Raw genomic sequence first — 21,788 nt, forward strand, 5'->3', positions numbered from 1 at the left:
CCGCGCGTGAAGAAGCCGTAGAAAAACAAAATCTATTATAACATAATGATTCCTGGTTCGTGCCGATTTGCTCGTCATCCTCCAAAAAGAAAAACCGCTGAAAGTCAGCGGCTTTTACTCGTACCTTCATTGCGGTCATTGTGATGCGACTGGCGCAGATTTGTGTTCTTGTCATTCTCGTCCAGCGTCTTCCCGCGGTTTTTCCCCAGGTCCTTGCTGTTGTTGTTCTTGCCCAAGCGGTCCACCTCCCTTGATGTCATCAAAGGATAGCGTAACCAAACTCTGTTACTTTACTCTCCGATTCTCCTCGGTCAGGCAAGCTTACTCGCATATCGTCTGCTGACTTCATAACCGATGGCAAACAGGATTCTCCAGCCCAAGAGAAACGCAAGCGTAATCACATAAGCCACCCAGGTAAAGGTCCAGGTCATGGGAATTCCCGTCCACCAGACACGGACCACCAGACCGATCGGTGCGGCTAGTGTCCAAGTGAAAAGGGTGGATAGGAGCAGCAGTCCGAATGAGGAGTACGCCCTCTCTCTATAAGTTCGAAAAACGAGGATCGCAACCATCCACCCCGCTAAAAACGGTGCGAGGGTATCCAGAATTCCAAGTATCGTTACAGGCAAATGATGGGCCAGCTTTCCATAGTAGGCGAACAGCAGGAAGGCGATCAAATCCCCGGCGAGCAAAACGTAGCCTGCCGGCAAGATTTTATGTCTCATGAAGATCCTCTTTTCCATGAAGCTTGTATTGTGCAACAAACCTTACCCGTTTATTGTACACACGCTTCCGTTCGCCTCACAATCGTTCTGCCCTTTTATTCACCAAACAGCAACAAATTCAATTTTTCTTGGACCGTTGGCCATTCGCTTTCAACGATGCTGAAGTACACCGAATCACGAATATACCCATCCGGCAGGATCATGTGATTGCGCAGGATTCCTTCATATATTCCGCCGATTCTGGCAATCGCCCGCTGAGAATTCTTGTTTCTCGAATCCGTCTTGAGCTGCACGCGAATGCACCCCAAGTCCTCAAAGCAATGCCGCAGAAGGAGCAGTTTGCATTCCGTATTGATCATTGTCTTCCAGACGGACGGGGTCAGCCAAGTATAGCCAATCTCCAAACCACGATCCTTCCGTGAAATGTTCAAGAAACGCGTGCTGCCGATCAGCTTCCCGTCCTGTCGGTTCACGATGACAAAAGGGAGCTCCGTACCTTCCGCTTGATGATTCAATGCAAGCTCGATAAAGGTTTTCGCATCTTCTGGCTTGCTCATCCTGGAGGACATGTAGGTCCAGATTTGTTCGAATTGACCCGCTTCCCACAGACCTTCCGCATGCTCAAGGCGCAGCGGCTCCAAACGGACAAACTTTCCTTCTAGTGTGACAGGTGCGATGGTTAACATGATCATGTCTCCTCCGACTGTTTTGCCCCAAGTGAAAAGCAGAACAGCTTTCATAAATTTTTCCTATGATACGAGGCAGAAGATCATCTGTCAATTCCTTCTTTTCTGTCAACAAAGGGAAATGTCATCCTAGCTACTGAACCTTTCCGCGTGCGTCAACCGGCCAGGTGCCAATGACCTCGTCGTTTTTGACCAGGTACACTTGATCAAACAAATTCATCACCGTGCATGCGTGATTCGGGATAATCTGGACGCGATCCAGCAGGCCGAGTGTCGTGCGCCCTTGTATGGCAGCGATGCCGTGCTCCTCCGAAAGGCGCTCTAAGACGATTTCCGGATGATCTACCACATGACCGAATCCTTTGACCGTGGCATTTCCGTGAGCCCCTTGGTCCAGCGACAAGGATTTGCTCCCGGTATCGAATACCAGCCGCTCTGTGGCCCTTTGACTTACGACAGTACTGATCAGGCGAAGGGCACAGTCAGAATAGGAGGCAACTCCGAGGCCTACTTGAATCGCATCGTAAAACACGGCATTGCCCGGACGTACTTCCGTGATTCCAGGTACTTTTCCAGCAATTTGAAAAGTCGGGGTAGAACCTACACTTCTCACTTCTATCGGTATGCCATGCTGCTCACAGAGCTCTGCACTGGCGACGATGCATTCGCCCTCGTATCTGCCGATCTTTTCGATTTGCTCGTAGGTGGATGCAGCATACGAATGGCCAGCATGGGTGTACAGCCCTCTCAGCCTGAGATTCGGGCAGTTTTCACTCACGTGCTGAGCCAGTCGCAAAGTGGGTTCGCCCGGATCCACCCCGCAGCGCTTCAATCCGGAATCCACTTTGATCCAGACTTCGATGTCTTGTCCGATTTGTTGGAAAAAAGCCTGCACATGCTGCGCCTGCTCAGCGGAGTCGATCGTGAGAATGATGGTGGCGAGGGGAAGCAATTCGGCCACTCGCTCGAGTTTCTTGCGAGATGCCAGCGGATAGGCAATCAATATGTTGGTAATGCCGCCCCTCGCCATCACTTCGGCCTCGGCCACCTTGGCGACCGTGATTCCGCATGCCCCACTCGCCACTTGTCTTTTCGCAATTTCAACGGATTTGTGCGTCTTGATATGCGGGCGCCAGGCGATCCCTTGTTCTTTTGCAAAGCTGTCAATCCGTTTGATATTCGCTTCCATCTTGTCAACATCCAGCAGCAGTGAAGGTGTGTCCAATTGGGTGATGTCCATTTGCGAGCCCTCCCGATATGTCTGTTTCCCTTGGAAAAGGTGTCCTATTTGCCTATCATACCTTGGCGACCTTTCATAGGGAAGGAGACATCCATGCGAGCCAAAAAAAGCATCCCTTCCGTAGATTCTACATCAGGGACACTTTGCCATTACGCTTCCTCACTGATCACGACCTGTTTTCCCCGTTTTTTCAATAGAATCGGGATAATCAACCAGAGCAATGCACAAACAAGGAAGGCTGCCGATATCGGTTTGGTCAGGAAGATCATGAAATCTCCATTAGACGTAGTCAACGCACGGCGCATGTTATTTTCGATCATCGGCCCGAGGACAAGACCGAGAACCAGCGGAGCCAGCGGAAAATCGTTTTTGGAAAGATAATACCCTGCCACTCCGCAGATGACCAGCAGCACGAGATCAAACGTGCTGATCTGGACGGCGTACACCCCAAACACGGAAATTGCGATGATCAGCGGAATCAGGTACTCGGATGGGGTTTCTATGATCTTTGCAAAGATCTTGACGAGGGGCATGTTCAAGATCAGCAGCATGACGTTACCGATGAACATACTCGCGATGAGTCCCCATGCCACTTGCGGATGATCGGTGAACAGCAAGGGACCCGGCTGTACATTGTACATGAGCAAAGCCCCCATCAGGATCGCTGTCGTACCCGAACCTGGGATCCCCATCGTCAAGAGCGGCACCATCGCTCCACCTGACGCAGCATTGTTCGCTGATTCCGGAGACGCTACACCCTCGATGGCCCCTTTCCCAAACCGCGTGGGATCCTTACTCAGCTTCTTTTCCGTGATATAGGCAAAAAAGGAAGCGAGCGTAGCCCCTGCGCCAGGCAGAACCCCGATAAAAAAGCCCAAGAGCGAACCGCGGGCGATGGGTGCCGCACTCTGCTTCAAATCAGCAATAGTAGGGAGAACACGTCCCACCTTGATGATTTCCGAATTTCCCTTGTCTGTCTCGATAATCGTTTTGAAAACTTCCCCCAAAGCAAACAACCCGACTGCAATGGTCAGAAACTCCAATCCTTGATACAAATCCGGAATGTCGTAGGTAAACCGGGCCACACCAGATACACTGTCGATCCCGATCGTCGCGAGCAGCAATCCCAAGACCGTCATCATCAGCGCCTTGGTCATCGATTTTCCGCCCAAGCCGCTCACCGCACACAAACCGAGAATCATGAGCGAGAAGTATTCGGCAGGACCAAATTTCAAGGCCATTTCAGACAGGGGATCAGCCAGAAATACGAGCGCTACCAATGCGACGATCCCCGCCACAAACGAACCGATGGCGGAAATGGACAACGCTGTGCCAGCCCTTCCCTGACGAGCCATCTGGTACCCATCCAGCGTCGTTACCACTGATGACGACTCTCCCGGTGTATTTAACAAGATGGAAGTAGTCGATCCCCCGTACATCGCCCCATAATACACACCTGCAAGCAAGATGATCGCGCTGGCAGCCGCGTCTTCAGGACCAAGACCGGATGTCAATGATGCCGTCACAGGCATGAGCAAAGCTACACCACTCATCGGCCCGATGCCAGGAAGAACACCGACAGCCGTTCCAATCAATACACCGACAAAGGCGTATATCAGGTTATGCCATTGCAAGGCGAGAAGAAAGCCGTCACCCAAATACTGTAATGCACTCATTTCTCATCCTCCTCCAAAGCCGAGCCAAGCAGGAAACGGCGGCAGCGTTCCTTGCAGCAAGTAGACGTAAAGGTAATAGACTCCTGCAGAAAACGCAAGCGAAACCACTATGGACTTGACCAGGCTCCCATTTCCCATCATCCGAAAGGCAAAAGCCAGGAACAGGAACGTGGAGATTACGTAGCCTAGCACTTCAAGCAGGAAAACATACAGCAAGGTCGCTGCCAGGATCGATAGAAAGCGTCTGTAGTTTCCCTTTTCAGAAGCATTCGTCGCCTGAGGATTTTTTTTCTTCAGCGTCTCCCAAAATGATCGCAAGCTCAGCAGAATCAAAATGATGCCCAGACCAAGCGGAAAGATATTGGGTCCAACTTGACTGCCATACGCACTGGCGGATATCGAACGGCTCTCAACTACAAACATCGCCCCGATGAGCGCGAAAAGGATACTTCCGAAACGATCAAAAGTCAGGTTCATCAATCTACCTCCTAACCGTGTGAAAAAGGAGAGGAAGCCCTCTCCTCTCCCTTATTTCGCCATGCCGAGCGATGTCAGCAGATCTTTTACCAGTTTGTCTTGCTCTTCCAGGAAAGTAGTAAAGGTAGCAGCGTCCTTGTATTCACTTTCCCACCCGTTTGCAGCGAGTTCTTTCTTCCAGATTTCATTGTCATTCAATTCCTTCAGCTTGGCATCCCAGTAGGCTTTCGCGTCAGCAGGCATGTTGGGTGGACCAAATACTCCACGCCAAATCGTAAAGGTCGCATCGATCCCCTGCTCTTTCAACGTCGGCACCTCACTGAGTACACCAGTCAGCCGTTGCTCAGAGGTGACTCCCAGTACACGGACTTTCCCAGCTTTCAAGTACTCCCCTACGCCGGATGCGTCAGTAGCAATCATATCCGCGTTACCACCGAGCAGGGCAGCAATCGCTTCGCCGCCGCCGTCGTACGAAACGTATTTGACGCTTTTTGGATCGATGCCGAATTTCGCCGCTGGCAAAACACTCACCAAGTGATCCATGGAGCCTGGCGCTGACCCACCCGCCAAAGTAATTTTCGTTGGGTCGGCTTTGATGGCATCCAGAAGACTTTTCATATCTTTATAAGGCGAATCTGCCTTTACCACAAGCGCTCCGAAGTCTTTCGTCATTTGCGCAAGGGGCGTCACTTCTCTAAATCCGTAAGGGGTATTCCCCTCTTTTTTATCGTTATTGATCAAGATGGGCGGCGAGCTGACAAACAGACGATAAGGATTTCCTTTATCTTTGTTCACATACTCAGCCATGAAGACCGTGCCGCCACCGCCAGGCTTATTTTCCACGGTGATCGCCTGGTTCACCAGCTTGCTCTCATTCAACACCTTTGCCAAGGAACGGGCTGTTTTGTCCCAACCTCCGCCTGCGCCCGATGGAGCTACGATAGCGAGCGGCTTTTCAGGATAGCTGGAAGCGGCTGGCGCCGTCTGCCCCCCTGAGTTTTTACCCGTGCTGCCCGTGCTGCCCGAGGCTCCTGGTCCCGCGGTTCCGCCACCACAGGCAGCCAGCACCAGCGTAAAAAAAACAGATAGGGCAATCCATACTTTTCTCTTTTTCATGCTTTCATCCCCCTTGTTGCTTACGTTTATGTAAGCGCATTCAAAAGCTTGGAATAAACGTAACATGGGGAGATAGTTGGGGATAGTTTTCGTTCATAAGGTCTATTTAGAATTTTGAGAACGTTTTGTTCATATTGTTCATGGATCATTATGGGACTAGCCGATACTTTCGCTCCGGTCTTCCTACGGTGCCATAGATCAGGTCAGCCCGAGCTTTTTTCTCCACGACGAGGTACTCCAAATAACGTCGTGCTGTCGTTCTGCTCGTGCCAATTTCTTTTCCGATTTCCTCCGCGGAGACACCTTTCTCTCCCGTTCTTTGGATGGCCTCAATCACCTTTTCCAGCGTCAGCAAATCAATCCCTTTGGGCATGGCCGCCTCCCGCGTCTTGCCGCTGTTCCGACTCCGGGTCATGATGCGATCAATGACATCCTGATCGACTTCACAGACCTCCTTCGTCTGCCACAGATGCTCGCGGTAGACTTCCAGACGCTCGCGAAAGCGCTCGAAGACCAGCGGCTTGACAATGTAATCGAAAACGCCGCCGCGCAGGGCCTCCTGCACCATTTCCATCTCCTTGGCAGCAGTGATCATGATGATATCTACATTGCGATGATGCTGCCGGATATGCCAGACCAGTTCGATTCCGAGCATGTCGGGCAAATACACGTCCAGCAGAACCAGATGCGGCTGTGTGACGGATAACAGCTCGATGGCTTCCGCTCCATTCGTCGCGGTTGCAATGACCTCAAACCCCTCGATTTTGCTGACGAACCGCCTGTTGATATCGACGATCCGCAAATCATCCTCCACAATAAGCACTTCCACCTTGTGCAACGAGACCCCTCCGTTCTTTCGGGAGCGAAACCGTAAAGAGGGCTCCTCCCCATTCACTCCTGCCCACCAATACATAGCCATCCATCTCCTGGATGATCCCCTGCACTTTGGCCAGCCCCAGCCCTCGATGCTCTCCCGGCTTGGTGCTAAAGCCATCCTGGAAAATGACTTCCCGCAAGCCCTCTGGCACGCCAGGTCCGGAATCTTCCACTTCAAACAAGATTTCGTCCCCCGTATCAGACAAATAGCACTCAACCACTTTGCGTTCGGCATTGGCCTCATTGACCGCTTCCAACGCATTTTGAATCAGCGTACCGAGCAAGACCACCACTTGCTGACGGTTGATCGCTGGCGGCAGTGCCTGAAGGTCGCTATCCTGATTGATCTGAAACTGAATCTTCAGTTCCTTTGCGCGATTATGCATTCCGAGGAGAAGGGCTCCAATTAAAGGATCCGGGATCTGCTTGGCTAAAAACAGCAGCATCTCCTGCTGCGCTGACGTCTCGCTCGTGATGAGCTCGACCGCTTCCTGAATGGAACCAAGCTGCAATAGGCCCGAGATCGTATACAACAGATTGTGAAATTCATGTGTCTGCGCACGGAGCACGTCCGCATACCGACGTGTTTGCGACAGCTCTGAGACGAGCTTGTCGATCTCTGATTTCGGTCGGAAGCTGCTCACGACACCTACCACTTTATCGCCGAATTTCATGGGGATGCGATTCACAATGATTTCTTTTCCCACGAGGATCGTCTCCCTGTCCAGCTGATGCTCCCCCGATTCGAGCACTTCGGGCATCCGACTGTCGGGCAATATCTCCGTAATTTCTTTTCGATGGTAATCGTCGTGGGGAAGATCGAGTATGCGAATGGCTGCCTTGTTCATCATGGTGACTCTGTTGTTGCGATCAATGGCAACAATCCCTTCCCTCACCGATTCCAGAACGGCGTTGCGCTCCACATACAGCGCCGCAATCTCTTCGGGCTCCAAGCCGAGGATGACGCGCTTCACGTAGCGGCTCAAAACAATGGCTCCCACTACTCCGAAGAGCACCGCGAGAAGAATGATCAAAAATACCTTTTCCTGATAATCGCCGATTGCCTGCTCGATGTCCTCCAGCAAGAAGCCGACGGAGACGATTCCCACAACTTCCCCTTTGTCGTCTCGGATGGGAACTTTTCCCCGCAAGGAAGGTCCCAGGCTGCCCACCGCCTTGGAAATATACGATTGGCCGTGCATGAGTCCTAGTTCATTGTCACCACCTACCATCGACTTCCCGATCCTGTCCGGCAGCGGGTGAGAGTAGCGAATCCCTTCGCGGTTGCCGACGACGACGAACTCTGCATCCGTCTGTTTGCGTATATTTTCGGCAATCGGCTGAATCAGGAGAGACGGATTCGCGGTGGTGAACGCATGACGCAATTCGGGATCATTTGCGACGACCTTGGCCACACTCAGCGCCTTCTTCCCCAGCTGCTCCTCGATCGACGAACCGATAATCGAAGAAAAGACAGCCCCCATCGATCCAATGATAAGAATAATGACAAACGTAAAAAGTGCGATCATTCTGGTTTGCAAGGACAAGCGTATTTTGGTAGCTGCCACCATTTTCACCCCCTGGTTCATTTTACCATCTTCCATAGGCCAAACGATAGATTCCACCTGAGACCGCAAGCTCGGACATCATCGCACCCCTTGATCCGCAAGCGTTTGTTCCCCGCGAAATTTGTGGAATTAGGTCTTCTTTCCCCCAATATAATGTTACAACTTGTATTCGAGACAAACTGGGGGGCAGCAGTCCGAATACATGAAACACCAATGGAAAAGGAGGGAATTGCTAATGAAAACCCAAGCGGAATCAGGCGGCGTCGTCACGCTGACGAAAGATGGCGAAAAGCTAGTGAAAGATAGCCCGCTGTACAACGAGGGTCTGCGGCCAACTACCAGAGCGGAGCATTCCTGGGGAGCGTACAACTTTGCCAGCCTCTGGATCGGGATGTCAATCTGCCTGCCTACGTACGCCATGGCTGCCGGTCTCATCTCATTGGGGATGAACTGGTGGCAGGCCATTATCACCATCATCCTCGGAAACTGTATCGTCCTTATTCCCATTCTTCTCAACTCCCATGCCGGGACAAAATTCGGGATCCCCTACCCGGTCTTTGCCCGTCTATGGTTTGGATCCAAGGGAGCACATATCCCTGCCGTCGCCCGCGGGCTAATCGGAGCTGGCTGGTTTGGGATTAACTGTTGGTTTGGCGGTGCAGCAATTGACACGCTGCTCATGTCCATGTCCGGATGGGGGAATGTGCCTGGCCATTTATGGATCGCATTTTTTGGGTTTTGGCTGTTGAACGTCTGGATTGCTTACCGTGGACCGGAAGCCATCAAGAAGATGGAGGCCTGGGCCGCTCCTATCCTCATCATCATGAGCCTTGCTCTGCTAGTCTGGGCATTGACGAAAGCTGGCGGCTGGGGTCCCATGCTCTCCGCGCCTTCCAAATTTACTACCACGGGCGAGTTCTTGAAGGTCTTCTTCCCTGCCTTGACCGGTGCCATCGCTTTTTGGGCAACGATGGCATTGAATATTCCGGACTTCTGCCGGTATGCGAAGAACCAGAAGGCTCAGATCATCGGCCAGTCATCTTCCTTGCCTACCACGATGGGGGGTTTTTCCTTCGTTGGTGTGGCAGTCGCTTCCGCTACCGTCGTCATTTACGGCGAAGCCATCTGGGATCCTGCTGCCGTCCTGGCTAAATTTTCACCGTTCGCCATTTTCCTGGGGACGATCGGGATCATCCTCGCTACCTTGACGACCAACGTAGCTGCCAATATCGTCGCCCCAGCCCGCGCTGTAGAAAATCTCGTTCCCCGTCGTCTGACGTATGAGCATGGCGCCATCATCGCAGGTGTCGTTTCTCTGGTCATGCAGCCTTGGTACATTCTCGAGAATTTCGGAAACTACATCTTCCTTTGGCTCGGTACGTACGGCGCGTTGCTCGGTCCGATTGACGGGATCGCCATCGCCGACTACTGGCTGGTGCGCAAGAGACGAATTCATTTGACAGAGCTCTACAAAACCAATGGCATTTATTCATACAAGACGGGCTTTAACACCAGGGCCATCTGGGCGATGCTGATCGGGATCATCATACCGTTTGCCAGCAAATACATCCCAGGCCTCTCCATCATCTGGGATAATGCCTGGACCATCGGGCTGCTGATCTCGCTCGCCCTGTACACGTGGATGATGAAAAACGATTCCACCATCATGAGTGAAAAGGACTATGAGAAAGTGACGGCGCGCACGAATGAGTCGCAGGCCTCCTGAGTGCAAAAAGACTGGCATCCCAAGCGGGAGCCAGTCTTTTTATGCTTTTGAACGTTACCATTTGAATTGACTGATGGACTCTTGCAGCTCGTGCGAGAGCTGATTGAGATTGTTGCTGGAATGCGCGATTTCCTGCATGGAAGCAAGCTGTTCTTCCGCTCCAGCGGATACGCCTTGCGTATGTAGGGCGGCATCCTCCGCCAAGCGGTTCATTTCGTCCATGGCAGAAGCGACTTGTTGCACACTCGCCGACATTTCCTCCGTTGCGGCAGATACTTCCTGAATCTGGTCAGCCACTTCCTGGGAGGAGGCAACGATTCGTTGGAAGGTCTCTCCCGCTTCCTGAACCACGACGGCACCTTTCTGTGCTTCCTTGGTTCCTTCCTGCATGACGCCTACAACCTGTGTGGTCTCATGCTGGATTTCTCCAATCAAGCGAGCGATTTCTCTGGCTGATTCTTCAGACTGCTCGGCCAGCTTTCGCACCTCATCCGCCACAACCGCAAAGCCTCTGCCATGCTCACCTGCACGAGCAGCCTCGATCGCCGCATTCAGCGCGAGCAGATTGGTCTGCGATGCAATACCGGTGATGACATCGACGATCTGTCCGATTGCTTCGGAGCGTACTCCCAAAAGCTGCACAAGCTCCGCCGCGCGGTTGACGGATTGAGAGATCGAATCCATCTGGGACACGGCTTTTTGGATGTGCGTATTTCCCTGCTCCGCTTCCATGGCAGCTTGTGCGGAAGTTTCCGAAACTGCGCTGGAAGTGTCCGCGATACGCTGGATGGCGATGGACATCTCTTCCATGACACGTACGCTTTCTTGTGTGCGTTGCGTTTGCACTTCTGAAGCGCTTGCGATCTGCTGCACGCTTTCGATGGCTTGTTCTGTCGCATGCGCCGATTGCTCCGCACTAGCAGACAGTTCCTCCGAGGACGCTGCCACTTGTTCTCCCGCTACTTTTACTTGCTCGATCAAGGAGCGGAAATTGGATACGAGCTCGTTGAAAGCAATGCCCAGTTTTCCTACCTCGTCACGGGTCACATAGCTGACCGGTTCGACAGCCAGATTCCCCTGTGACAATTCCTGCATCCGACTCACAACGACACGAAGGGGATCCGAGATCATGCGGGAGATCAAGTATCCGAGTGCCATGGCGATCACCAGGGAAAGGACACCTACTCCGCCCAATACCATCATCGCTTTTTGGGAGTCGGATTCATTGGCCAGACGAATTTGTTCGGCCTGCTGCGACTTGTAGTTTGCCCAGGTGAGCTGCTCCTGATTGATCCAGTTCAGAGTCTTGTCGGTTGCGCGGTAGAACGAATAGGCCTGCTGCGCGTCTCCGCCCTCGATCATTTTGATCACTTCGCTCTGATCGCCACGATATTGGGTCAAAAGTTCGTTCAGCATATTGACGCTTTCTTGTTCTGTCTGATCCAGATGGGTCTGCTTCAAGTTTTCGAAAGTCTGGTTGGCGTCCCCCATCCGCTGCTCGAGCTCTGTCTTGTACTCGGCAAGTACGGCTGGAGACGGGTCGAGGATCATCTTATAGATCAGTCCATCGATCGCACGCATTTCTTGTCGCCAATCATTAATCCATTTGACCGGAAGCAGCTGCTCTTCGTACATGGATTGGATTCGTTCACCTGAAATTTTCAGATGGTAGTAACCTGTTGATCCGACGCCAAGTAAAAAAACAGCCATCATGATGATCAGACTAAACAGCTTTGCTCTTGTGCTTACATTCCGAAAGAGACTCATTGTTATTTGGCAATCCTCCTGTTAGAAACGTTGAAAAATGTAGAAAAACATCGAATATTGTCTAATCTTACCAAATTATCTTAATCAAGTCGATAGTCTTAGGTGAATTCTCTTAGATCCAACACAGAAACAATGGAAATCTCGTAAATCTGCACCTCAGGCTGGTAGCAGACATAGTAAGTTAGTTCGGGGCTGATCCGGTACTGAAGCCCCTTGTAGCCTTCTGCCAGCAGATACGTACGCACTTCCTCCCCTGTCCACTCGAGCCATTCCTGATGCCCCATCGAGTGCGAGCGATACTCCAAGGATTCTGCAGAGTGCTTGTTGCGCAGTGCATCCGTGCGCAGTTCATTTTCACCATAACGCTCGTCCAAGCAAAACAACCCGGTCACATCCACTTCTTGGCGCAAAATGGCCGCTTTGTCCCATACTGTCTCTGCATGGCATATGGCATATTGGGCCGCTACTTCCGGATTGCTCACCAGATAGACCCCCGTCCCAAAGACAGCCTTGGCGCTTGCCCCATTTATGAAGCGGCGGCGTTCATCCCGCTCGTAGCGCTGAGATCGCACCACCCTCCATGCCTCACCGTATTCCACACCCCGATATACGATTTGCCTCATCCCTGTTTTCTCCTCACATTCCAGTGATGGGAATCATCCTTCTATGCGAAAAGGAGGAAGGCGCTAAGGGGCGCCTCCCTCTCTCACATCAAGGCAGAAGTTTGACCATGTCATCATACGTTTCCGGACGGCGATCGCGATAGAACTGCCAGGTGTCACGAACCTCATGGATTTTGTTTTTATCCATTTCGGCGATGATTACCTCATCCTGATCGCGACTTCCCATAGCGACGAACTGCCCTCGCGGATCCACCAGATAGGACTGCCCATAAAATTCGCCCATGTTCCATGGCGCTTCCATTCCGACGCGATTGATCGCAGCAACGTAATATCCATTGGCTACGGCATGTGCAGGCTGTTCCAACTTCCACAAATATTCTGAAAGACCGGCTACGGTAGCAGATGGATTGAATACGATCTCCGCACCATTCAGCCCGAGCAGGCGTGCTCCTTCCGGAAAGTGGCGGTCGTAGCAGATGTAGACGCCGACCTTGGCAAATGCCGTTTCAAACACTGGATAGCCCAGATTACCCGGCTTGAAGTAATACTTCTCCCAAAAGCCGTGCCCGTTGCCACCCACACCAACGTGAGGAATATGCTGTTTTCGATACTTTCCGAGATAATTTCCATCGGCGTCGATTACTGCTGCCGTATTGTAGTAGGTGCCGATTCCTACCCGCTCGTACACCGGGAGAATCAGGACGACTCCCAGCTCGCGTGCAAGGGAGGAGAACAACTGAACGGTAGGACCATTCGGCACTTCTTCGGCTGCTTCATACCATTTGGCGTTTTGCTCGGAGCAAAAGTAAGGACCGTAAAAAATTTCTTGCAGACAGATGATCTGCGCTCCACGAGAAGCGGCATCGCGCACCATTTTCATGTGCTTTTCGATGGCCTTTTCTTTATGGAGATGAACCGGCTCATCCCCATTCACATCGTTTTTTGCCTGGATCAGCCCGATGCTAACTTTATTTACCATCCGTTCCTTCTCCTTTCTATACCCTTACCTACGGACGTGTAAACCTCGACCGTTTCAAATATCGTCCAGCGCCTGCCTGCCCGACAAATTGCTTGTCACGGACAACGAAGGAGCCGCGCGAAAGAACGGAGACGACTTCCCCGTACACTTCTTTCCCTTCGAACGGGTTGTAGTCTACATTCATATGGTGCGTCTCGGCGGATATGGTTCTTTTCGCAGCTGGATCAAACAGCACGATATCCGCATCCGAGCCAACAGCAATCGTCCCTTTTTGCGGGAACATCCCGAAAAGTTTTGCCACTTTGGTCGAAGTGAGATCGACGAACTGGTTCAAGCTGATTTTTCCTTGTCGCACCCCTTCGGAGAAAAGCAGTGTCAGGCGATCTTCGATAATCGGGCCGCCATTTGGAATCTTGGTGAAATCCCCTCGTCCCAGTTCCTTTTGTCCAGCGAAATTAAAGGGGCAATGATCCGAACCGACTGTCTGCAGGATTCCGTTTTTCAGCGCGCTCCACAGCACATCCTGGTTCCATTTTTCACGAAGAGGGGGCGACCAGACATACTTGGCCCCTTCGAAATCTGGCCGATCCAGATCCGTGATATCGAGTACGAGGTACTGCGGGCACGTCTCCCCGTAAATATTCCAGCCTTTTTCCCGCGCTTCCGCTATTCGCCTGACCGCATCAGCGCAAGATACGTGCACGACGTACAGCTGGGCATCCGCCAAAGCCGTCAATGCGATTGCGCGTCCTGTCGCTTCCCCTTCCGCTTCCGGCGGCCTTGTGTAAGCGTGGTAGATCGGATCCGTATTCCCCTCAGCCAATGCCTGCTTGGTCAGGTAATCTAGCACATCTCCGTTTTCCGCATGCACCTGGACGAGCGCCCCCAGCTCTTTTGCCCGGATGAGGGTCTTAAACAGCGTCTCGTCGTCTGCCATCAACACATTTTTATACGCCATGAACACTTTCAGAGAAGTGATCCCATCATTCGCGACGACGGACTCCAGCTCCTCTAGCACTTGATCGTTTGCGTCCGAGACCATCAAGTGAAAGCCATAGTCAATGACTGCCTTGCCCCGCGCTTTTTCGTGCCAGGTCGAAATCGCCGACTGAAGCGACTCGCCCTTGCTCGTCAAGCAAAAATCAATGATGCTCGTCGTGCCTCCAAAAGCCGCCGCCTTCGTTCCCGTAAAGAAATTATCCGACGTGACGGTACCACCAAAGGGCATATCGAGATGGGTATGGGGATCGATCCCGCCAGGCAGTACATAACAGCCCGTCGCGTCAATCTCTTCCGCTCCCGTCGTGTCCAGATTGTATCCGATCGCTACGACCTTTTCCCCTTCGACGAGAACGTCCGCCTGATACGTATCCGCTGCCGTTACGACCGTCCCACCGCGAATCCACTTTTTCATTCTTGCCCCTCCCTTTTCCCCCTATGGTCTGGGCACTAATAGACGTGCCACTACTAGTACAGGCTATGCAGACCGCGACCAAAAGATTACGTCAACCTGATGCTCAAGTCTCATTCGTACCATTGGCGGCCAGAGCTGCCTGTCGCTGATTCCAGCTGAGCGGTGGCAAATCGCTCGGGATCTCTACCATTTCAATCGTTCCTTCCACCGGGCAAACGATGGAGCAAAGGTTGCAGCCCACGCAGTCGTCTTCGCGAACGACCAAGCGCTCCTTGCCCGTCGCCTCATCCGCGATGATGTCTATACACTGATGGGATGTGTCTTCACAAGCGATGTGGCACTTGTTGCAGTTGATACACGTCTCCTCATGAATACGGGCTACGACCTTGTAGTTGAGATTAAGATGTCCCCAATCCGAATAGGTAGGCACTGCCTTACCCACGATGTCCATGACCGAGGCGATCCCGCGCTGATCGAGGTAGTTGTTAAGGCCATCGATCATATCCTCCACGATCCGAAAGCCGTGGTGCATCGCAGCTGTACATACTTGAACCCCGGTCGCTCCCATCAGCAAAAACTCAACGGCATCTCGCCAATTGGAAATTCCGCCAATACCCGAAATCGGTACGCCTACCTGAGCGTCCCGCGCGCATTCCGCTACCATGTTCAGCGCGATCGGCTTTACTGCAGGCCCGCAATATCCACCATGCGCTCCTTTGCCATCAACGTGCGGGATCGGCAGCCATTTATCCAGATCGACTCCCATCAGACTGTTGATGGTATTGATCATGCTGATGGCGTCAGCGCCTCCCTGGGATGCTGCTCGTGCGGTAAACCGTATATCGGTAATGTTTGGCGTGAGCTTCACGATGACTGGTGTCTGCGCGACTTCCTTCACCCACTCCACCTGCTGACGAATCAAGTCAGGATGCTGCCCGACAGCCGAGCCCATCCCCCGCTCCGCCATCCCGTGCGGACAGCCAAAGTTTAATTCCAGTCCATCTACTCCGATCGCTTCGACCTTTTTGACAATTTCATGCCACGCTTCCTGCTTGTGCTCGACCATCAAAGAGGCGATCAGCGTATGCTTCGGAAACCGTTTTTTTGTTTCGTCCATTTCCTTTAGATTGACTTCAAGCGGTTTGTCTGTGATCAGTTCAATGTTGTTGAAACCAAATACCCGTTGTCCACCGAACGTCAGTCCTGCAAATCGGGAAGTGACGTTGATGATCGGTTCCCCCAAGGTTTTCCAGACAGCCCCACCCCATCCCGCTTCAAACGCACGTTGGACCTGATAGCCGGAGTTGGTCGGAGGTGCGGACGCGAGCCAAAACGGGTTGGGAGACTGTATGCCAGCCAGATTGATACTGAGATCTGCCATGATCATCTCTCCTCTATCACTGTGAGATTTTCTTTCGTGCTACACGGGTTGCTTTTGATCACTCAACGCATTGTGTATCGCATGGGCTGCCCGCTTGCCGTGATTGGCTGCATCCACGACCATCGCGTCCGTCTTTCCGCCGCCGAAAATGATATCGCCTGCTGCAAACACTTTCGGGTTGCTCGTCCGGTAAGTGGCATCTTGCACGGACACGACTCCTTTTTGATGCTGAATGCCAAACGCTTCGATGAGCGAAACATGTCTCTCTTGCCCGATCGCTTTTACCACGAAATCCACTTCGATGACAAACTCGCTGCCCGAAATAGGGACGGGTCGCTTCCTTCCTTTGGCGTCAGGCTCTCCCAGTTCCATCTTCGTCAATTCCAATCCCTTGACGCGTCCATTTTCACCGAGAATGCGGGAAGGCGCCACCAACCAACGGAATTCCACGCCGTCCTGCTTGGCAAATTCATATTCAAACTGGTAACAGGACATCTCGTTCGCGGTCCGGCGATACAGGATTTGAACGATTTCGGCACCGAGTCGCTTGGAACAGGTCGCAGCATCGATCGCCGTATTACCCGCTCCGATGACGACCACTTTTTTCCCGACCATGTCATTCGCGAGCGGCTTGGTTTTTGTTTCCTCCACCAGTGAGATCGCATCCAGCACGCCTTCCAGCTCTTCTCCTTCGATCTGCAAATTCGGAACGTTCCCCATCCCAGCCGCGAGCAGGACAGAATCGTAGTCGGCGAGCAGCTCTTCAGCCTGAATATCCACCCCGATTCTGGTATTCGTCTGGATCTTTACGCCGAGAGCTTCGATCTGTTCAACCTCCCATAAGGAGATTTCTTGGGGCAGTCGGAAGGAAACGATCCCGTACGTGTTCAAGCCACCCGCTTTTTCCTTGGCTTCATACACCGTCACCTGATATCCCAGACGAGCGAGCTCCCGTGCCGCCGATAGTCCTGCGGGTCCCGCTCCAATGATGGCGACTTTTTTTCCATTGTCCTCGCCCTTTTTAAAGAGCGCTGCGTTATTCTGGATGGCCCAATCGGTCGCATGCCTCTGCAAGAGTCCAATCATGATTGGTTTGGAAGCATGATTCAGGACACAGGCACCTTCGCATAGCTCCTCCGTCGGGCAGACACGAGCGCAGCTTGCTCCCACCGGATTGGAATCCATGATCGTACGAGCCGAGCCGTACAAATTTCCCGTGGCAATTTTTTTGATGAAAGAAGGAATGTCAATCGACGTCGGACAAGCCTTGATACAGGGCGCATCGTAGCAATACAAGCAACGATTTGCCTCGTCGATGGCTTCCTTCGGTTTCAACGCCGGTACTACTTCCCTGAAATTGTTCTGCAAATCGTTCGGGACGCCCATCTCATCACAACCTCCCTGCCAGATCTCCTCGTATTTGCGTGCTTGCTATTAATCAATGTACAAAAAAACGATTTTATGATTGTTTCATTTCCTTTTGAAATACGGAATGCACGAAATCATTTCTCCTCATTTGGAATGATTGATTTCAGTAGCGAATATGTTGTAACAAACAACGGGAGGGAGAGCAGCAGGGAAATGAAAGATTACGAACAGCAAATGGAACGGATTCAACAGCTGATTGCGGAGCTTTCGGAGCAGCTCTCCCAGCTGGAGCAGGAACAGCTGGCCTACAACCAGCAGCGCAAGCGTCGCCAATCCTACCTCTCCTCAAGGGAAATCCTGGAGCTGCTCGAAGAACGCCAGGGCCGAAACGGCAGTATGGCTACGATCAAGCGTTGGGCGGACAATGGATTTCTCGGTGACGTAGTAGATGAGCGCGAGCAGTTTCCTCTGTTGGAAAGCAAACAGGGTAACAAACGGTTTCTTTATCCGCGTGATGCCGTACTCCGTTTCCTGCATGAAAAAGGCTTGCTTTGTCCTGCCTTTGACATTTTGGATCGCGTCCTGCTCGCTTCCCCATCTGGGCGTTTTGGCGCCTTAGTCACCTGTGTGGAAAGAGAGGACGTTCACTTTCGCTATCAAGTCCAGCTGGAAGAAACGGGAGAAGTCGTGGAAGGCGTACCGGAAGAAGATTTGATACTCCCGTAAGGAGGCACTATGGAACTGGCAGTGATCACGCTGGAGAATACGGTTACCAACCAGGAAATATCGCGGAGAATACGCGATCTGCACAAAAAAAAGGGGCAACCCCTCGCGATCCGTTTTAGCGAAGAGCTGACCCATATTATTCTGGAAGCACCCTGCCTCTACATCCTCAATCCCGACCAGTTCGACGATACCGCTGTAATCGAAGGGCAGCTGCGTCACAATCATGGTCATTACGAAATTCATCCGAAAAGCAAAGGAAAGACCGTCAACCTTCACCTTGACTCTGAATTGGTCGCCGAGCTGGAGCTCATCCGCTCTCGTGTGAATAGCAAGACCCAAAGCGAAGTAATCCGCGAGCTGTTTATTCGAGGCATGCGCGCCTATTTAGCGGAGGAAGAAGACATGTCGACTGAACCGTCTGAGACCAAATCAACCCAATAACCCGCTGTCATTATTTCCCCAAAGGAGGTCCATTGGGGGTTTTTCGTGCGTCGATCGGTTTTCGTTTCTCCCTTTTTGTCCACCAAAGCTCGAAAAGCGTCGTGAGAAAGTCTGCTGACGCCCAAAGAATCCGCCCCGTCAGGTGCATGGTCTTCCTCAATATCGTCCCAACCCCTTCCCAGAAGTCAAACAGGTCCACACTCCCCGCCTCCTTTCTCTTTTCCAAGTTATGCTTCATTTGCCCTGTCAAGCAAAACGGGGACTTGTCAGTTCGTAATCATAGCTCACCTGATACAGATGCATAATCTCTTGATGAGTAGGAACGATTGGATTGTTGCCGGGACTTCCGCTAGCCAATGCATCGGTCGCCATTTTGGATAGGGAGCGCTCGAATGCTTCCTGATCAATCCCCCATGATTTCATGTTCGGGATATGGAGCAAGGCGCACAGCTCCTTGATCTTCGCAATCGTTTGCTCGGCTGCTTGCTGCTTCGATACATGCTTCCACTCTGGATGCAAGTGGCAGCCAATATTGGCCAACTTATCAACCGCACTGTCTTTCGTGTAATCGAGGACGACGGGCAGTAGCATGGCATTGGATATGCCATGCGGGACATGAAAGAGTGCCCCGATCGGCCGTGACATTCCGTGTACGAGCGTTACCGAGGCATTGGAAAACGCGGCACCGGCCAGCATGGCACCCAACGCGACTTTTTCCCTGGCATCCAAATCTTCGCCATCCCGATAACACTGCAGCAAATTTCCTATGATCCAAGCGATTGCCGTCAATGCCAGCGTATCTGTAACCGGTTGTGATTTGCGAGACAAATACGCTTCTACGGCATGGCAAAGCGCGTCTACTCCCGTAGCAGCTGTCACGGCTGGGGGACAGGATAAAGTCAAGACAGGGTCAACAATCGCTACGGCTGGAAGCAGCTCAGGCTTCGAAATCATCATTTTCACCTGTGTCTGAGTGTTGATGATGACCGTTACCTTTGTCACCTCTGATCCCGTCCCAGCTGTCGTCGGACAAGCGACGAGTGGAAGCGGGGGTGCCGCAAACGCTTTTTGAGACCCCATGTAATCCCCGATGTACCCTTCATTGGTCGCCATGACGGCAACGGCCTTGGCCGTATCGATGCAGCTGCCTCCCCCGACCGCTACGATGAGCTCGCATTTCTCTTGTACGCATACATCCAGTGCCGCCTGTACGTGAAGGTCGGTGGGTTCCGCATCGATGCCTGTATACCTGGCAGCAGCCACACCTCTCTCCTGTAAATACGATTCACACAACGAAACGTTCCCTACCTTTTCCATAACGGGATCACTGATGATCAATGCCTTCTTCCCCAGCTCTGCTGCCTGTATTCCTACCTGTGAAAACGAATCACGCCCATAGAGCATTTTCTTTGGCATGAGCACCTCATAAAATTCATTGAGCATGGCGTTCCTCTCCTCAGTTCTGATATTTTTTCAATATACGATATTTTCAGTATTCTATATCGATAATCCTCTAATCTCCCTGCACATGCATCATCTGGAAAAATTCCGGCTAAAGTCACAGGCTGAAGGGTCATACTAACTACACGAAACGAAAGATCTTCGCCAAACGGCATCTTTCATCTGTATTTTCACCAGGAGGTAGGCATGATGACTCTATCTGATGAGCGCAGACAGTCCAGACGCATCACATCGAACATCTTCAAGGGGTCAATGGGTAACCTCATCGAATGGTACGACTGGTACGTCTACTCTGCATTCGCTGTGTATTTTTCCGAAGAATTTTTTCCGAAAGGCGACCCTACCAGTCAATTGTTGAATACAGCCGCCATTTTTGCCGTCGGCTTTCTCATGCGTCCAATCGGCAGCTTGCTGATGGGACAGTATGCCGATCGACGAGGACGACGCGCCGCACTCACCCTCTCGATCTTGATCATGGCAGGAGGCTCATTGATCATCGCCTGTACTCCCAGCTACAACTCCATTGGTGTGCTGTCTCCGATCATTCTCGTCATCGCTCGTCTGCTTCAAGGCCTTTCATTGGGCGGAGAGTACGGAACATCCGCTACATACTTATCGGAGATGGCGAGCAGCGGCAGGCGTGGATTTTATTCCAGCTTTCAATACGTCACACTGGTTGCCGGACAGATGGTCGCACTTGGTGTGCAGATCATTCTGCAGGTCCTGCTGAATGAAGAAGCCATGACTGCATGGGGCTGGCGAATCCCCTTCGTCATTGGCGCCCTGGGTGCACTTGCAGTCCTGTGGCTGCGCACCTCCATGGATGAATCCGAGCAATTTGCGAAAATGGGGTCGGAGAAAAAGAAAAAAGCCGGCACCCTCGAGGCTTTGATGCAGTACCCCAAAGCGGTGTTTACGGTCGTCGGATTGACGCTCGGCGGAACAGTTGCGTTCTATACCTATACGACGTATTTGCAAAAGTTCATGGTCAACACGGTCGGGCTCGACAAAAAAACGGTCAGCTGGATCAACTTTATCGCCCTTCTCATCTTTGCTCTGATCCAGCCTCTCGCAGGCTCTCTCTCCGATCGGATCGGTCGTCGTCCCCTGCTGCTGACATTTGGTATTTTTGGGACGCTGCTCACAGTTCCGCTGTTTTTGCTGATGGAAGGCGCTCATTCGCCTGTCGTGGCGTTTGTGCTCATGATGGTCGGTCTCATCATCATTACGGGCTACACTTCCATCAACGCCGTCGTAAAAGCCGAGCTATTTCCGACTGAGATACGCGCGCTCGGTGTCGGTTTCCCGTATTCCCTCACGGTAGCCATATTCGGAGGAACTGCCGAATTCGTTGCGCTTTGGCTGAAAAGCGCTGGAGCAGAGTCACTCTTTTATTTCTACGTCTCCCTCTGCATCTTAATCAGTCTCTTCGCATATTGGCGAATGGGCGAATCCTCCAAGGTGTCCAAGATCGATGCGGGAACGGGACATGGGAAATAAAACAAAAATAAAAAAACGAGGAGCATGCATATGCTCCT

At 52.1% G+C, this 21,788-nt stretch carries 20 protein-coding genes; 4 read left to right on the forward strand and 16 right to left on the reverse strand.

Annotated features, from left to right (window positions below; all coding sequences use genetic code 11):
* Positions 1-104: 104 nt before the first annotated feature.
* The 9 genes from JNE38_RS30970 to JNE38_RS16885 all read right to left on the reverse strand — a co-directional run bounded on the left by JNE38_RS30970 (position 105) and on the right by JNE38_RS16885 (position 8,385).
* Positions 105-236, reverse strand: coding sequence for a hypothetical protein (locus JNE38_RS30970; protein ID WP_023556963.1), 132 nt, complete (start codon positions 234-236; stop codon positions 105-107).
* 75 nt (positions 237-311) lie between these two features.
* Complete coding sequence (locus tag JNE38_RS16850; RefSeq protein WP_203254820.1) at positions 312-725, reverse strand: DUF3054 domain-containing protein; 414 nt, start codon at positions 723-725, stop codon at positions 312-314.
* A gap of 95 nt (positions 726-820) precedes the next feature.
* Entirely contained in the window at positions 821-1,411 is a 591-nt protein-coding gene (locus JNE38_RS16855) for a GNAT family N-acetyltransferase (protein WP_203254821.1), read from the reverse strand.
* A gap of 133 nt (positions 1,412-1,544) precedes the next feature.
* On the reverse strand, positions 1,545-2,651 hold the full coding sequence (locus JNE38_RS16860) for a D-TA family PLP-dependent enzyme (protein WP_203254822.1): 1,107 nt from the start codon (positions 2,649-2,651) through the stop codon (positions 1,545-1,547).
* A 149-nt stretch (positions 2,652-2,800) separates the two neighbouring features.
* The gene (locus tag JNE38_RS16865; RefSeq protein ID WP_203254823.1) at positions 2,801-4,327 is read right to left on the reverse strand and encodes a tripartite tricarboxylate transporter permease; all 1,527 of its coding nucleotides are present in this window, start codon (positions 4,325-4,327) and stop codon (positions 2,801-2,803) included.
* A gap of 3 nt (positions 4,328-4,330) precedes the next feature.
* Entirely contained in the window at positions 4,331-4,804 is a 474-nt protein-coding gene (locus JNE38_RS16870; protein ID WP_203254824.1) for a tripartite tricarboxylate transporter TctB family protein, read from the reverse strand.
* A gap of 51 nt (positions 4,805-4,855) precedes the next feature.
* A complete protein-coding gene (locus tag JNE38_RS16875) occupies positions 4,856-5,920 on the reverse strand; it encodes a tripartite tricarboxylate transporter substrate binding protein (RefSeq protein WP_203254825.1) in 1,065 nt (354 codons plus the stop codon).
* A gap of 148 nt (positions 5,921-6,068) precedes the next feature.
* Entirely contained in the window at positions 6,069-6,758 is a 690-nt protein-coding gene (locus JNE38_RS16880; protein ID WP_238933349.1) for a response regulator, read from the reverse strand.
* On the reverse strand, positions 6,724-8,385 hold the full coding sequence (locus JNE38_RS16885) for an ATP-binding protein (protein ID WP_238933350.1): 1,662 nt from the start codon (positions 8,383-8,385) through the stop codon (positions 6,724-6,726). Before JNE38_RS16885 ends, JNE38_RS16880 begins: the two co-directional genes overlap by 35 nt.
* A gap of 214 nt (positions 8,386-8,599) precedes the next feature.
* Here JNE38_RS16885 and JNE38_RS16890 point away from each other — a divergent pair, with 214 nt between their 5' ends.
* Complete coding sequence (locus JNE38_RS16890) at positions 8,600-10,090, forward strand: NCS1 family nucleobase:cation symporter-1 (RefSeq protein ID WP_203254827.1); 1,491 nt, start codon at positions 8,600-8,602, stop codon at positions 10,088-10,090.
* A 54-nt stretch (positions 10,091-10,144) separates the two neighbouring features.
* Here JNE38_RS16890 and JNE38_RS16895 read toward each other — a convergent pair whose 3' ends face one another.
* The 6 genes from JNE38_RS16895 to JNE38_RS16920 all read right to left on the reverse strand — a co-directional run bounded on the left by JNE38_RS16895 (position 10,145) and on the right by JNE38_RS16920 (position 17,640).
* The gene (locus JNE38_RS16895) at positions 10,145-11,857 is read right to left on the reverse strand and encodes a methyl-accepting chemotaxis protein (protein ID WP_203254828.1); all 1,713 of its coding nucleotides are present in this window, start codon (positions 11,855-11,857) and stop codon (positions 10,145-10,147) included.
* 98 nt (positions 11,858-11,955) lie between these two features.
* On the reverse strand, positions 11,956-12,480 hold the full coding sequence (locus JNE38_RS16900; RefSeq protein ID WP_203254829.1) for a hypothetical protein: 525 nt from the start codon (positions 12,478-12,480) through the stop codon (positions 11,956-11,958).
* Between the two features lie 88 nt (positions 12,481-12,568).
* Positions 12,569-13,459 carry a nitrilase-related carbon-nitrogen hydrolase gene (locus JNE38_RS16905; RefSeq protein ID WP_203254830.1) on the reverse strand — a complete coding sequence of 297 codons (891 nt, stop codon included), beginning with the start codon at positions 13,457-13,459 and terminating at the stop codon, positions 12,569-12,571.
* A gap of 28 nt (positions 13,460-13,487) precedes the next feature.
* Positions 13,488-14,873 carry a dihydropyrimidinase gene (hydA, locus tag JNE38_RS16910; protein ID WP_203254831.1) on the reverse strand — a complete coding sequence of 462 codons (1,386 nt, stop codon included), beginning with the start codon at positions 14,871-14,873 and terminating at the stop codon, positions 13,488-13,490.
* A gap of 103 nt (positions 14,874-14,976) precedes the next feature.
* Complete coding sequence (preA, locus tag JNE38_RS16915; protein WP_203254832.1) at positions 14,977-16,254, reverse strand: NAD-dependent dihydropyrimidine dehydrogenase subunit PreA; 1,278 nt, start codon at positions 16,252-16,254, stop codon at positions 14,977-14,979.
* A gap of 39 nt (positions 16,255-16,293) precedes the next feature.
* Positions 16,294-17,640, reverse strand: a complete 1,347-nt coding sequence (locus tag JNE38_RS16920; protein WP_203254833.1) for an NAD(P)-dependent oxidoreductase — start codon at positions 17,638-17,640, stop codon at positions 16,294-16,296.
* Between the two features lie 195 nt (positions 17,641-17,835).
* Here JNE38_RS16920 and JNE38_RS16925 point away from each other — a divergent pair, with 195 nt between their 5' ends.
* On the forward strand, positions 17,836-18,348 hold the full coding sequence (locus JNE38_RS16925; RefSeq protein ID WP_203254834.1) for a hypothetical protein: 513 nt from the start codon (positions 17,836-17,838) through the stop codon (positions 18,346-18,348).
* A gap of 9 nt (positions 18,349-18,357) precedes the next feature.
* Positions 18,358-18,789: a ribbon-helix-helix domain-containing protein gene (locus JNE38_RS16930; RefSeq protein ID WP_203254835.1), complete on the forward strand. Its 432-nt coding sequence runs from the start codon at positions 18,358-18,360 to the stop codon at positions 18,787-18,789.
* A 246-nt stretch (positions 18,790-19,035) separates the two neighbouring features.
* Here the strand turns inward: JNE38_RS16930 and JNE38_RS16935 are convergent, their stop codons facing one another.
* Positions 19,036-20,232 carry an iron-containing alcohol dehydrogenase gene (locus JNE38_RS16935; RefSeq protein ID WP_203254836.1) on the reverse strand — a complete coding sequence of 399 codons (1,197 nt, stop codon included), beginning with the start codon at positions 20,230-20,232 and terminating at the stop codon, positions 19,036-19,038.
* 207 nt (positions 20,233-20,439) lie between these two features.
* On the opposite strand from JNE38_RS16935, the gene JNE38_RS16940 reads away from it, so the two are divergent.
* Entirely contained in the window at positions 20,440-21,750 is a 1,311-nt protein-coding gene (locus JNE38_RS16940; RefSeq protein ID WP_203357606.1) for an MFS transporter, read from the forward strand.
* The last annotated feature ends 38 nt before the right edge of the window (positions 21,751-21,788 follow it).

Origin of the sequence: Brevibacillus choshinensis, assembly GCF_016811915.1 — a bacterium.
GTDB classification, from domain to species: Bacteria; Bacillota; Bacilli; order Brevibacillales; family Brevibacillaceae; genus Brevibacillus; species Brevibacillus choshinensis_A.

What these genes read in the sequence shown, in the direction of transcription:
- preA (WP_203254832.1), bottom strand. Translation starts at nt 16,254, where the DNA reads ATGGCAGATCTCAGTATCAATCTGGCTGGCATACAGTCTCCCAACCCG.
- JNE38_RS16870 (WP_203254824.1), bottom strand. Translation starts at nt 4,804, where the DNA reads ATGAACCTGACTTTTGATCGTTTCGGAAGTATCCTTTTCGCGCTCATC.
- JNE38_RS16930 (WP_203254835.1), top strand. Translation starts at nt 18,358, where the DNA reads ATGGAACTGGCAGTGATCACGCTGGAGAATACGGTTACCAACCAGGAA.
- JNE38_RS16895 (WP_203254828.1), bottom strand. Translation starts at nt 11,857, where the DNA reads ATGAGTCTCTTTCGGAATGTAAGCACAAGAGCAAAGCTGTTTAGTCTG.
- JNE38_RS16935 (WP_203254836.1), bottom strand. Translation starts at nt 20,232, where the DNA reads ATGCTCAATGAATTTTATGAGGTGCTCATGCCAAAGAAAATGCTCTAT.
- JNE38_RS16850 (WP_203254820.1), bottom strand. Translation starts at nt 725, where the DNA reads ATGAGACATAAAATCTTGCCGGCAGGCTACGTTTTGCTCGCCGGGGAT.
- JNE38_RS16900 (WP_203254829.1), bottom strand. Translation starts at nt 12,480, where the DNA reads ATGAGGCAAATCGTATATCGGGGTGTGGAATACGGTGAGGCATGGAGG.
- JNE38_RS16885 (WP_238933350.1), bottom strand. Translation starts at nt 8,385, where the DNA reads ATGAACCAGGGGGTGAAAATGGTGGCAGCTACCAAAATACGCTTGTCC.
- JNE38_RS16855 (WP_203254821.1), bottom strand. Translation starts at nt 1,411, where the DNA reads ATGTTAACCATCGCACCTGTCACACTAGAAGGAAAGTTTGTCCGTTTG.
- JNE38_RS16865 (WP_203254823.1), bottom strand. Translation starts at nt 4,327, where the DNA reads ATGAGTGCATTACAGTATTTGGGTGACGGCTTTCTTCTCGCCTTGCAA.
- JNE38_RS16925 (WP_203254834.1), top strand. Translation starts at nt 17,836, where the DNA reads ATGAAAGATTACGAACAGCAAATGGAACGGATTCAACAGCTGATTGCG.
- hydA (WP_203254831.1), bottom strand. Translation starts at nt 14,873, where the DNA reads ATGAAAAAGTGGATTCGCGGTGGGACGGTCGTAACGGCAGCGGATACG.
- JNE38_RS16920 (WP_203254833.1), bottom strand. Translation starts at nt 17,640, where the DNA reads ATGGGCGTCCCGAACGATTTGCAGAACAATTTCAGGGAAGTAGTACCG.
- JNE38_RS16860 (WP_203254822.1), bottom strand. Translation starts at nt 2,651, where the DNA reads ATGGACATCACCCAATTGGACACACCTTCACTGCTGCTGGATGTTGAC.
- JNE38_RS16905 (WP_203254830.1), bottom strand. Translation starts at nt 13,459, where the DNA reads ATGGTAAATAAAGTTAGCATCGGGCTGATCCAGGCAAAAAACGATGTG.
- JNE38_RS16940 (WP_203357606.1), top strand. Translation starts at nt 20,440, where the DNA reads ATGACTCTATCTGATGAGCGCAGACAGTCCAGACGCATCACATCGAAC.
- JNE38_RS16875 (WP_203254825.1), bottom strand. Translation starts at nt 5,920, where the DNA reads ATGAAAAAGAGAAAAGTATGGATTGCCCTATCTGTTTTTTTTACGCTG.
- JNE38_RS16890 (WP_203254827.1), top strand. Translation starts at nt 8,600, where the DNA reads ATGAAAACCCAAGCGGAATCAGGCGGCGTCGTCACGCTGACGAAAGAT.